The 12,231-nt window shown below is 56.3% G+C and carries 10 protein-coding genes; all 10 read right to left on the reverse strand.

Annotated elements, in window-relative coordinates; genetic code table 11:
• Positions 1–6: 6 nt before the first annotated feature.
• Positions 7–627, reverse strand: coding sequence for a 2'-5' RNA ligase family protein (locus AAGF34_RS21630; protein ID WP_342617772.1), 621 nt, complete (start codon positions 625–627; stop codon positions 7–9).
• A gap of 104 nt (positions 628–731) precedes the next feature.
• A complete protein-coding gene (gene aceA, locus AAGF34_RS21635) occupies positions 732–2,051 on the reverse strand; it encodes an isocitrate lyase (protein ID WP_342617773.1) in 1,320 nt (439 codons plus the stop codon).
• Positions 2,052–2,333: 282 nt separating this feature from the next.
• Positions 2,334–3,665 (reverse strand): type III glutamate--ammonia ligase, encoded by a 1,332-nt coding sequence (gene glnT / locus AAGF34_RS21640; RefSeq protein WP_342617774.1) that lies wholly within the window; start codon positions 3,663–3,665, stop codon positions 2,334–2,336.
• An 11-nt stretch (positions 3,666–3,676) separates the two neighbouring features.
• Complete coding sequence (gabT, locus tag AAGF34_RS21645) at positions 3,677–4,981, reverse strand: 4-aminobutyrate--2-oxoglutarate transaminase (RefSeq protein ID WP_342617776.1); 1,305 nt, start codon at positions 4,979–4,981, stop codon at positions 3,677–3,679.
• Positions 4,982–5,040: 59 nt separating this feature from the next.
• Positions 5,041–6,528 (reverse strand): aldehyde dehydrogenase, encoded by a 1,488-nt coding sequence (locus AAGF34_RS21650; protein WP_342617777.1) that lies wholly within the window; start codon positions 6,526–6,528, stop codon positions 5,041–5,043.
• A 146-nt stretch (positions 6,529–6,674) separates the two neighbouring features.
• Positions 6,675–8,000 (reverse strand): DUF3138 family protein, encoded by a 1,326-nt coding sequence (locus AAGF34_RS21655; protein ID WP_342617778.1) that lies wholly within the window; start codon positions 7,998–8,000, stop codon positions 6,675–6,677.
• Between the two features lie 61 nt (positions 8,001–8,061).
• Positions 8,062–8,904 carry an ABC transporter permease subunit gene (locus tag AAGF34_RS21660; protein WP_342617779.1) on the reverse strand — a complete coding sequence of 281 codons (843 nt, stop codon included), beginning with the start codon at positions 8,902–8,904 and terminating at the stop codon, positions 8,062–8,064.
• On the reverse strand, positions 8,901–9,827 hold the full coding sequence (locus AAGF34_RS21665) for an ABC transporter permease subunit (RefSeq protein WP_342617780.1): 927 nt from the start codon (positions 9,825–9,827) through the stop codon (positions 8,901–8,903). Before AAGF34_RS21665 ends, AAGF34_RS21660 begins: the two co-directional genes overlap by 4 nt.
• Positions 9,828–9,832: 5 nt before the next feature.
• Entirely contained in the window at positions 9,833–10,987 is a 1,155-nt protein-coding gene (gene potA / locus AAGF34_RS21670; RefSeq protein WP_342617781.1) for a polyamine ABC transporter ATP-binding protein, read from the reverse strand.
• A 41-nt stretch (positions 10,988–11,028) separates the two neighbouring features.
• A complete protein-coding gene (locus tag AAGF34_RS21675; protein ID WP_342617782.1) occupies positions 11,029–12,093 on the reverse strand; it encodes a polyamine ABC transporter substrate-binding protein in 1,065 nt (354 codons plus the stop codon).
• Between the last annotated feature and the right edge of the window lie 138 nt (positions 12,094–12,231).

The following is a 12,231-nucleotide window of genomic DNA, read 5'->3' on the forward strand; positions in this document are numbered from 1 at the left end:
AGAGATTCAGCGCCTGAGAGACCAACTTCCCATCACCTCGTAGTGCGATTCGCCAACGTGGCTGTCAATGAGCGCAAGCGTGCTTGCCGTCCAACGAAGAGGTGCGATAGCGTGCGTTTGCGCCACCTTTCCCCGGTACGACAAAGTCATGTGAGGAGAGAATGCGTTTGCCTTGTTCGGTCCGCCAGCATTGGCAATTGCCAGTCCCAATCGGAAGCGAAGTGCTTTGACCTCCTCCAGCCCCTCACCCACACAAAGCACAAAGGCCGCCGCATTGCGAAAGCTCATGGCGTGATCAAAGACAATATCGAATGCGTCCGCCGATGCGGCCACAGCATCACCAATGAACCTTGCCGTCCGTACCACTTCAGGTGGTGGCACATCCAAGTAGCCACCAACACCCCTTAAGGAGATATGCAAACGGTCGACCGATACCGCCTTGCCTCCTATTCCGAGCGACTGAGACAACTGCGCAGCTACACGCGCAATTTCAACACCCGCCTCGGCACTGGGCAGCAATGCAAAAAATACGTTATGCCGCGGCCATACACGCCGCAGCACATTGGTCGGACGGATGAAGTTTGAGGTCACGGACTCAAAACCAGGCAAAGACAGTTGCTCGGACATATTGGTCCTTTCACACACCTGCAATTGTGGCCATTTCAGCCCGAAACGAAATAAAAAAAGCCGGAGCCCCTTGCGGGGTCCGGCCTTGATGGCGACTGCCAGGGTCAGTGGAACTGTTCTTCTTCGGTGGAGCCTGTCAGCGCAGTCACGCTGGACTTGCCGCCCTGGATCACGGTGGTGATCTCGTCGAAATAACCGGTGCCCACTTCCTGTTGGTGCGACACGAAGCTGTAGCCGCGATCACGTGCTGCGAACTCCGGCTCTTGCACCTTCTCCACGTAGGCGGACATGCCGCGCTTGACGTAGTCTTGTGCCAAATCGAACATGTGGTACCACATATTGTGGATACCGGCCAGCGTAATGAACTGGTACTTGTAGCCCATGGCACCCAGCTCCTTCTGGAACTTGGCAATGGTGGCGTCGTCCAGATTCTTCTTCCAGTTGAAGGACGGCGAGCAGTTGTAGGCCAGCATCTTGCCTGGGTGCTTGGCATGCACCGCGTCCGCAAATTTCTTGGCAAATTCCAGATCAGGCGTGCCGGTTTCGCACCACACTAGGTCAGCATAGTCTGCATAGGCCACGGCGCGGGAGATCGCCTGGTCCAGGCCCTTGCGGGTCTTGTAGAAGCCTTCAGCCGTACGCTCACCGGTCAGGAAAGGCTTGTCATTGGCATCGTAGTCGCTGGTCAGCAGGTCTGCGGCTTCTGCGTCGGTACGGGCAATCACCAGCGTGGGCACGCCGTAGACGTCGGCAGCCATACGGGCAGCGATCAGCTTCTGCACGGCCTCCGTCGTGGGAACCAGCACCTTGCCACCCATGTGACCGCACTTCTTCACGGAAGCCAACTGGTCCTCGAAGTGAACGCCACCGGCACCGGCGCGGATCATGGCCTTCATCAGTTCGTAGGCGTTGAGCACGCCACCAAAACCAGCTTCGGCATCGGCCACGATGGGCGCGTGGTAATCGATGTAGCCCGCGTCGCCGGGGTTCACACCCTTGGACCACTGGATTTCGTCGGCGCGGGTGAAGGAGTTGTTGATCCGCTCCACAACCTTTGGCACCGAGTCCACTGGGTACAGGGACTGGTCGGGGTACATGGCGGAATATTCGTTGTTGTCTGCAGCAACCTGCCAGCCAGACAGGTAGATGGCCTTGATACCGGCCTTGACTTGCTGCATGGCTTGGCCACCCGTCAGTGCGCCCAGGCAGTTGACGTAGGGCTCGTTGTTCACCAAGTTCCACAGCTTTTCTGCGCCACGGCGAGCCAGGGTGTGCTCGACCTGGAATGATCCGCGCAGACGCACTACGTCGGCTGCGGTGTATCCGCGCTTGATGCCTTTCCAACGGGGGTTGGTAGCCCAGTCTTTTTCCAGGGCGGCAATCTGTTGTTCGCGGCTGAGTTGTTCTGTCAGGGATTGAGGCATGTAAACACTCCTAGGTTGATTAAATCGGTGGAACTGTTCGCGAATTTTTCGCTGTCCATGGGCAAATTCTAAGTCTTATACAAGACTTAAAACCAATCTTATGTCTTATATAAGACTTAAATTTTTCCTTTTTAAATCAACTACTTAGGCACTTTGTTTTATTGAGTAGAAAGCATTTTCCACAATACAAAATATTGATCGACACAAACATCAACCAATATTTCATTATATAAAATGTTGCAACACAACATAAAAGCCTGGATGCTTCCAGGCTCAGCCCCGCTAGAAAGCGTCTGCGTAACGCCCCAATTCCCAGTCACTCACATGCTGACTGTAGGCATCCCACTCGGCACGTTTGAGCTGGATGAACTGCTGGCAAAAGGCTTCACCCACCAAGGCTCGCAAGGCCTTGTCCGCCTCCAGCGAGGTAATGGCCTCTTCCAGGTTTCTCGGCAAACGCGGTGGCATGTCCTTTCCGCTAGCGCGGCGCTCATACAGATCTTCGTCGCACGGAGCCGGCACCTGCAGATTGCGGTCAATGCCATCTACGCCAGCAGCCAAGGTAGCGGCGATGGCCGCGTAGACATTGCACGAGGGGTCCGGCAGCCGCCACTCGATCCGCCCGGCCACGGTGCGAACCACGCAGGTACGGTTGTTGTCACCCCAGGCCTTCCAGACCGGTGACCATGTCGTGCCAGATGCACTGCTGCTACTGGCCAATCGTTTGTAACTGTTGACTGTGGGTGCGCACAGCGCGCTGAGCGCATCGGCATGGTGAAGCAAACCGGCAGCAAATTGTTGCCCCTGCGCGCTCAGGCCACCGGCACCTCGCACATCGGTGAATATCGCCTTGCCTTGCGCATCGGTAATGCTTAGATGGAAATGCAATCCGCTGCCAGGAGCCATTGCAAGGGGTTTGGGCATGCTGCTGAAGACCATGCCGTGCTTTTGCGCCACCGCATGCGCCGTCATCTTGAAGAGCATGTAGCGATCTGCAGCCGCCAACGCGTCGTCAAAGCGGTAATTGATCTCGTACTGGCCGCACGCGTCCTCATGGTCGATTTGCTGCAGCTCAAAACCCAGCTGCACCAGGGTGCTGCGCATGTCTTCCAGAAAGCCTGCGTTGCGATGAATCGCCTTGAGGTCGTAGGATGGTTTGTCTAGCTGGTCCTGTCCGTCGGCCACCTGCCAATGTCCGTCCGCTCCTCGCCTGAGCAGAAAGAACTCCGGCTCGATGCCGACCCACAGGGTCCAGCCTCGATCCCTTATGCGCTGCAACACGGACTGAAGCATTTGACGTGAGCAGGTTTCCAACGGTTCACCCCCGGCGAATCCGTCACAAACGGCCCGCGCCACTCCAGGCATAAAGGGTAGAGCCTGCAATGACCCCAGGTTCACGCGGCCGTAGTACTCGCTACGTGCGCCAAAGCGCGGCAGCCCCGTACCCCAAATGCTGGGGCCTGCAAAGCCCGCGCCCTGCTCGACCCACTCCTTCAGGTTGTCCAGTGGTACCAGCTTGCCTTTGGCGACCCCATGGATGTCACAAAACTGGGTGAGAATGGAATGGATGCCTTGTGACTTGAGGCTGTCAATAACCGGCTGATACGGATTCATAGGCTTTCCAATCAGGCAAATACTTGGTCGAGGATCTGCAGCGCCTCTTCAAACACGCTGTCTTCAATGGTGAGCGGAAACAGGAAGCGGATCACGTTGCCGTACACACCGCAGGTGAGCAACAACAGGCCCTTCTTCAGCGCTGCCTGCTGCAGCTTCTTGGTGAGGTCTGCATCCGGTGCTCCGGTCTGCGGATTCACAAACTCGCAGGCCACCATGGCGCCCAGTGCGCGGATATCGCCCATGCATGGGTTCTTGGCCTTGGCTGCTTGCAGGCGCACCTTGAGTTGTGCACCCAGTTTGTTGGCGCGCTCGGGCAACTTCTCTTCGGCCATCACGTCCAGCACAGCGTGGGACGCAGCAATCGCGAGCGGATGACCTGCGTAGGTGCCGCCCAGACCGCCAGGGTTGGGCGCATCCATCACTTCGGCCCGGCCCACCACGGCGGACAAGGTCGTGCCACCGGCCATGCTCTTGGCCATGGTCATGATGTCGGGAGATACGCCGAAGTGCTCCATGGCAAACATCTTGCCGGTACGGGCAAAGCCGGTTTGCACTTCGTCGGCAATCATCAAAATGCCATGCTGATCGCACAGCTCGCGCAGCCATTTGACGGCCTCGGCCTGGATCGGGTTGAAGCCGCCCTCGCCTTGCACTGGTTCAAAGATGATGGCTGCAACGCGCGCAGGATCGATGTCGCACTTGAAGAGCTGCTCCACCGCGTACTTGGTGTCTTCCAGATTGGCACCTTCAGCCGGGAACGGTGCGTGGTAAATCTCGGGGGCAAAGGGACCAAAGCCGGCTTTGTAGGGCTGGACCTTGCCGGTCAAGGCCACCGCAAACATGCTGCGTCCGTGGAAAGCACCGCCAAAGGCAATCACGCCGCTGCGCTTGGTATAGGACCGTGCAATCTTGATCGCGTTTTCCACGGCTTCTGCGCCAGTAGAGAAAAACGCAGTCTTGCGGTCGCCGGCAATGGGAACGATGGCGTTGATGCGCTCTGCCAGAGTCACGTATTCGGAATACGGCACAACCTGGTAGCAGCTGTGGGTAAAGCGTTGCAGTTGTGCAGCAATGGCGGCTTGCACCTTGGGATGCACATGGCCGGTGTTGAGAACTGCAATGCCGCCAGCAAAGTCGATATAACGACGACCTTCGATGTCCCAGAACTCGGCGTTCTTGGCGTGGTCGATAAAGAAGTCACCCATCACGGCCACACCGCGAGGTGTGGCAGCCAGACGACGGGCATGCCATTCGGCGTTGGTGCCGGCCGCAGTGGCGCTAGCCAAAGCGGAAGGTTTGAGTGCTGCATTCATGTGAAATCTCCTTGAGAAAATGCTGTAACAGGTAAGTGTGAGGTGCAATCGCCGCGCGGTCAAACCGGGCTATCGATGCGGATCCATGTGGTCTTGGTTTCGGTGTATTTGTCAAAGGCGTGCAGCGATTTGTCGCGCCCTACCCCGCTCTGCTTGAAGCCCCCAAAGGGAACAGTGATATCGTCTTCATCGTACTGGTTCACGTGCACGGTACCGGCACGCAGAGCACGCGCCACGCCGTGCGCCTTGTTGATGTCACGAGTCCAAACACCCGCTTGCAGGCCGTACACGCTGTCGTTGGCCTGGCGCACCACATCGGCCGCATCGGTGAACGACAGCACGGAAAGCACCGGCCCGAAGATTTCCTCACGGGCAATCTTCATTTCAGGCTTCACGCCGTCAAATATGGTGGGCTGCACGTAGCAGCCACCCGTCTCCGCCAATGCCTGCTCGCCACCGGCAATGAGCTTGGCGCCTTCGGCTTTCCCGCTTTCGATGTATCCCAGAACCGTCTTCATCTGCAGCTGGTCCACTACGGCGCCCATAACGGTGCCTGGCAGTGTCGGATTGGCGGGCGCGTAGCCCGGCACCAGGGCGAGAGCCTTTTCCAGAAACCGCTCCTTGATACTGGCCTCCACAAACAAGCGCGAAGGCGCATTACAGCTTTCGCCTTGGTTGAAAAAGATGCTGCCAACCGCCGCGGCTACTGCGCGGTCCAGATCGGGGCAATCGGCAAACACGATATTGGGCGACTTGCCGCCCAGCTCGGTCCACGCGCGCTTGAGGTTGCTCTGCCCCGCCATCACATGGATTTGCTTGCCCACGCGGGTGGAGCCGGTAAACGCAATGCAATCCACGTCCATATGCAGAGCCAATGGCGAACCGGCTTCCGGTCCGTAACCGGTGACCACATTGAAGACCCCGTCCGGGATCCCGGCTTCGAGTGCCAGCTCCGCCAGGCGCAGAGCAGTCAAGGGTGACTTCTCGCTGGGCTTGAGAACCACCGAATTGCCACTGGCCAGCGCAGGAGCAATCTTCCACGCCGTCATGATCATGGGGTAGTTCCACGGAACGATGACGCCCACTACGCCCACGGGCTCCCGTGTGATGAGGGCCAGCGCAGTGGCAGGCGTGGGGGCAATCTCGTCATAAATCTTGTCCACTGCTTCGCCATACCAGCGAATGCAATTGGCAGCGCTGTTGACATCCACAGCGCGGGCGTACTTCACCGGCTTGCCCATGTCCAAGGTTTCAGTAATGGCCAACTCATCGCCATGCTGCTGGATCAGTTCGGCAAAACGGATCATCACCCGTTTACGCTGGGCAGGGGCCATGCCACTCCAGCGCCGATCTTCAAAGGCTGCACGCGCCGCACCTACCGCGGCATCGATATCGGCCGCGCCGCAACGCGCAACCTGCGTCAATATCCGTCCATCAACAGGAGAAATACAGTCGAACAACTGGCCGTCCACGGCGTTGGTGCGCTTGCCATTGATCAGGGCACGGCCATCGAATGTCTTGGGGATGATTGCTTGGGGGTTAGTCATGGAGTTGCTCTCTTGCTTTGCGGCTTGTCTCGCTGCCAAACTGGATTCTTCAAATGTTCAAAAAGTGGCACCAATGGAAGCCACAAATGCAAACGGGGCCGCATTGCTGCGACCCCGTCTGGGTGGGTTAGGTAAACAGGGCAGTCTTAGAAGGACACCACGAACGATGTTCCAAAGAAATTCTTTGTCTGCTTGACATTGCCATCCACATCGGTGAAGTTGTATCCGGAGGATTGATCCAAACGGTATTCAACCTTCCACTGCGTGTTGGCATTGATTTGGTAGTTGGTACCGAGGGAAACACGCGTGAGGTTCGCACCAACGTTGGGATCGATGATGGCACCAGAGGAGTCAAGCTCTGGGCCAAGGCCAACAGATCCACTACCACCAGCTCCGTTGTAAACGTACGTGCCACCACCATTCTTGCGGTTATCAAAGTAGTCGGCCCGAGCCAGCAAATTCAGACGGGGCGTCAGTTTGTAACCGACCAAGGCAGAAACACCGGTCCATGTAGCGTCATCACCATTGGCTGCCGCATTACGTTGCTGACCTGTGCTCAACTGGCCATTGAACATCCAGTCGCCGTGCGTGTAGCCACCGTCGATCGCCACGATGTCAAAGTTGCGGTTGTTGGAACCGTGTGCCACTGACAGACCGATGTACGAGAACTCGTCAATGAACCAGTCTCCTCGCGCGGCAAAGCCGACGGACTTCGTATCGTTGCTACTGGCGGAGGAACTTGTTGCAACGACCACATTGCCGCTCGAATCTTTATGGGGGTCTAGATTGCTATCGATATTACCCACGACCCATTTCAACGCATAGGTACCGTTCACAAAGGTGTGCGACATACCCAAGCCGGTATAGGAGGTAGCGCCTGCCAAGTCGAACAGGGCATTGTGCGTAATCAGCTGGTTGCCCAGTGTGGCGTTGGCATTGGCAAAGGAGAACTCATACCCCTGAAAGTCAGGGATCAAGCCACCAATGATGCGATGCTCTTTGGTCAGAGGAATGGAGATGGATGCCTCATGAACTTGGTTGTAAGAGGTGGAGCCAGGCAGCAAACGCAATGTCCAATCCACGCCCTCGCCATCCTGGGACTCCTTGGTAATCTGCAGCATGCCATATTCATCACCATACCCCGCTGAGGATCCGAAAGAGTGGTTCTTGCCGAGGTCATCGTATTTATACGCAGCTTCAATCGTCCCATTGACCTTCAAACCTTTGAAGCCAGACTTCTCCTGATCATCGGCCGCCAAGTCCTGCTTCTGCTCGATGCGATTGACCTGTTGCACCAACGCAGTGGTGTCAGGCTGCGCACTCATGGCCTCAACCTTCTGTGTCAGGGCTTGCAGCTGAGCCTTCAGCGCCTCGATTTCCTTAATCAAGTCTGCGGAGGATTGTGCGTGGGCACTCATCCAAGGCATGGCACTGGCCAAGGCAACCACTATCAGTTTTCTTTGAAAGCTCATTTCTTACTCCTGTTTTGAACTCGACATTTATATACAAATACACACCGAAACCGACTACCTATCAATCCACCTTGCGGTAGGCGGCAGCCATTTCCAGTGCGCGCTTCTTCTCTGCTCTGGACATAAGGATACTTGCCGCGAACACCCCAATGCTTACCACTGCTACCGTCAGGGTTGCTACCGTATTGACACTTGGACTCAGGCCCAGGCGGGCTCGACTGAAAATGGTAATAGGCATGGTGGTGGACCCGGGCCCGTTCAGGAATGCCGAGATCACCACATCATCCAGTGACAAGGTGAAGGTCAGCAACCATGCTGATGCAATCGCTTGCGAGATCAGAGGCAAGGTCACCAGGAAGAATACCTGCAAAGGCCTTGCACCCAGGTCTTGCGCAGCTTCTTCCAGCGACGGGCTCATCTCCTGCAAGCGGGACAGAACGATCACGGTCGCATAGGCCATGCCTAGCAAGGTATGCCCCAGCCAGATGGTGCTGAATCCGCGCTCGGGAAAACCGAAGATGCGCTGCACCGACACCAGCATGAGCAGCAAGGACAAACCGATGATCACTTCCGGCATCACCAGCGGTGAATTCACCATGCCAGCGAACAAGGTACGTCCAGGGAAACGCTTGAAGCGGTGCAAGGTAAGCGCAGCCAGCGTACCCAGGATCACAGACGAACAGCCAGTGGAAAAGGCAATCCGCAACGACAGCTTGAAGCCATCGATGATCTCTCGATCTTCCACCAGCGCCGAATACCAGCGCAGTGAGAATCCGCCCCAGTTGGTCACCATGGGGCTGGCATTGAAGCTGAAGACGATCAGCGTGAGGATGGGCATGTACAGGAACACAAAGACTGCCACCATCCATATATTGGAGGTCAGCTTTCCGGCATTGAATTTCATGCGCGACCTCCCGAAGTGCTTTCAGCCTGGTATTTGTTGAACAAGGCCAACGGAATGATGATCAGCCCTACCATGACCACAGCTACACTCGCCGCCATGGGCCAGTCGTTGTTGCTGAAGAATTCATCCCACAGCACATGACCAATCATCAGGGTCTCCGGTCCACCCAGCAATTCCGGAATCACAAACTCACCGACGCAGGGGATGAACACCAGCATGGAGCCGGCAATGATGCCGCTCTTGGACAGGGGCACCGTGATGCGCCAGAAAGCTTGCCAAGGCGTGGCACCCAGATCCAGCGCAGCTTCCAGCAGACGCAAGTCCATCTTCACCAGATTGGCATACAAGGGCAGGATCATGAACGGTACATAGGTGTAGACCATGCCCAGCACCAGGGAGAACGGCGTGTTCATCATCTTGACCGGTTCGGAAATCAACCCCAGCGCCATAGCCATGTTGTTGAAAACACCCGAGTCAGCCAGCAGCATCTTCCACGCATATACGCGCAACAGAAAGGACGTCCAGAACGGCAACATCACCAGCATGAGCAGCGCAGGCCTTCTGTCTGCCGGGCTACGCGCCATGAAATAGGCAAACGGATAGGCGATGAACAGGCAGATCACCGTGGTGATGGCTGCAATTTTCAGCGAGCTGAAGTAGGCATTGAAATACAGCGAGTCCTGCGTCAGGCTGATGTAGTTCCCGTACTTGATTGAAAGCACGATCACATCATCACGCCAAGTGAGAATTTCCTTGAAGAACACCGCGTCCATTTCGGACAGGCTGATCTTGAACACCACCAGAAACGGCAGCAGGAAGACGACAAGCAGAAACACCATGGGCACGCCGATTACGGCGGTACGCCCCCAGGCGCCAGTCAGCTTGGCGTGCAGAGAATGGTTTTTGAGTGCAGCGGTGGCCATGGGAATTACTGCGTCAAGACCACGACATCACTGCCACACCACCACACATACACCTTGTCACCCCAGGTGAGCTGTGTTTCACCATGGCGGGCCGCGTTGGTGTGTGTTACTTTCACTATGGCGCCGTTCTCCAGCTTGACGTGGTACGTCGTCAAACTACCTAGATAGGCCAAGTCGTCAATTACTCCTTGCACCACGTTGTAGCCGACTTCGGCCAGCGATTCGCGTGCGCTGTCTTCTGGCGGAGTCGATTGAATGGACATCTTTTCGGGCCGCACAGCAATGCTGACCTCCATGCCTTCTGTCCCGGTGATACCGTGGCTCACGTAATGCTTGCATTCGGGTGAGGCCACGATCACGTGGTCTGGCGCATCTGCCTCCACCGAGCCCTTGAAGATGTTGACACTTCCGATGAAGTCGGCAACAAACAGGCAATTGGGTGTTTCGTAGATATCGGCCGGCGCGCCAATCTGCAGGATCTTGCCCTCACTCATGACGCCAATGCGGGTGGCCATGGTCATGGCTTCTTCCTGGTCATGGGTCACCATGACACAGGTCACCCCCACTTGCTCAATGATGTCCACGAGTTCAAGTTGCGTGCGCTGGCGCAGCTTGGCATCCAACGCGCCCAACGGCTCATCCAGCAACAGGAGTTTGGGTCGTTTGGCCAGACTGCGTGCCAAGGCAACACGTTGCTGCTGTCCACCGGACAACTGATGCGGCTTGCGTTTGGCGTACTGCTTGAGCTGCACCAGATCCAGCATCTGTCCGACCCGCTCTGCAATCTGATCCTTGGGCATGCCGTCGCGGTGCAGGCCAAAGGCAATGTTGTCCCATACCGTCAAGTGCGGAAACAGGGCATAACTTTGGAACATCATGTTGATTGGACGCTCGTAAGGTGCCAACCCCACGATGTCCTGACCGGCCAGCGAAATCTGGCCGGAAGTGGGGGTTTCGAATCCCGCCAGCATCCGCAAAAGCGTGGACTTGCCGCAACCGGAAGAACCCAGCAGCGCAAAGATTTCACCCTGCTGGATATCCAATGAGACTTCATCCACAGCAAACACGTCGTCAAATTTCTTGACGATGCGATTGATTTGCAGAAATGGCTTCCCGCCGGTCTTCGCCGCGCTAGGAGTTGGATTCGAATTGGTCGCCACAGATGTTTCCTAATTAGTTATTTTTCTATACAAGACTCGGATTACAGACCGGTCTTGAAGGCCGTGTGGGCACGGCTTTCAAGGCGGCGAATGTCATTGGTCAAAGCCTTGGGAGGGATCATGGTTGCCATTTCAGCCGCGGTCGGATAGGACGACGGGTTGTTGGCAATATCGGGATTGATCAGTTTCTTGGACGCCAGGTTGATGTTGGCGTACTTCACCTTGTTGGTGATGGCTGCCTGCACGTCCGGACGCATGATGTAGTTCATAAAAAGGTGCGCATTCTTGGGATGTGCTGCATCCGCGGGAATGGCCATCATGTCGAAGAACAAGATTGCACCATCCTTGGGCACCAGTGCCTTGATGTCCTGGCCGGTCTTGCCTTCAATCGCACGGGCGCGGGCGATGTTGATATCGCCGTTCCAGCCCAAGGACATGCAAATGGAGCCACTGGCCATGTCGTTGATGTAACCCGACGAACTGAACAGGGTCACATAGGGACGCACTGCCTTGAGCAAAGCGGACGCTTCCTGGTAATCAGCGGGGTTCTTGCTGAAGGGGTCCTTGTGCAGGTAATGCAGCGCAGCGGGCAGCACTTCGCTGCCTGCATCCAGAACGGACACGCCACAGCTCTTGAGCTTGCTGATGTACTTGGGATTGAAGAACAGTTCCCACACATTGTCGGGCATGGGTTCAGCACCCAATGCGGCCTTCACCTTGGCGGTGTTGATGCCGATGGTGGTGTAACCCCATAGCCAGTTCACCAGGTGTTCATTGCCCGGATCGATGGTGGCAATCTGTGCCTGCACAGCGGGGTCATAGTTCTTCAGGTTGGGCAAAAGGCTTTTGTCGAGCTTAGCCAGCAATCCTCCACCGATTTGCAGAGGAGCAAAGGTGGAAGAAGGCACAACGATGTCGTATCCCGTCTTGCCTGCCACCAGCTTGGCGTGCAGGATTTCGTTGTTGTCATAGGTGTCGTAGCGAACCTTGATGCCAGTCTCTTTTTCAAAGTTGGCGATGGTGTCGTCAGCGATGTAGTCCGACCAGTTGTAGATGTTTAGAACCTTTTCCTCATCTGCCATGGCAGACCCGGCTGCGAAGGTCATGAGGCCCGCCACTGCCAGTCCTCCAAGAAGTTTGCTAACCAATTTCGTGCTGGAAAATTTAATCAATTTGAAGCTCCTGGGGTTTATAGAGTGTGAAACGCTAAACGATATTAATACTGTAGAGGCACCAAAATGCTA

Source organism: Rhodoferax sp. GW822-FHT02A01, assembly GCF_038784515.1.
GTDB lineage: Bacteria > Pseudomonadota > Gammaproteobacteria > Burkholderiales > Burkholderiaceae_C > Allorhodoferax.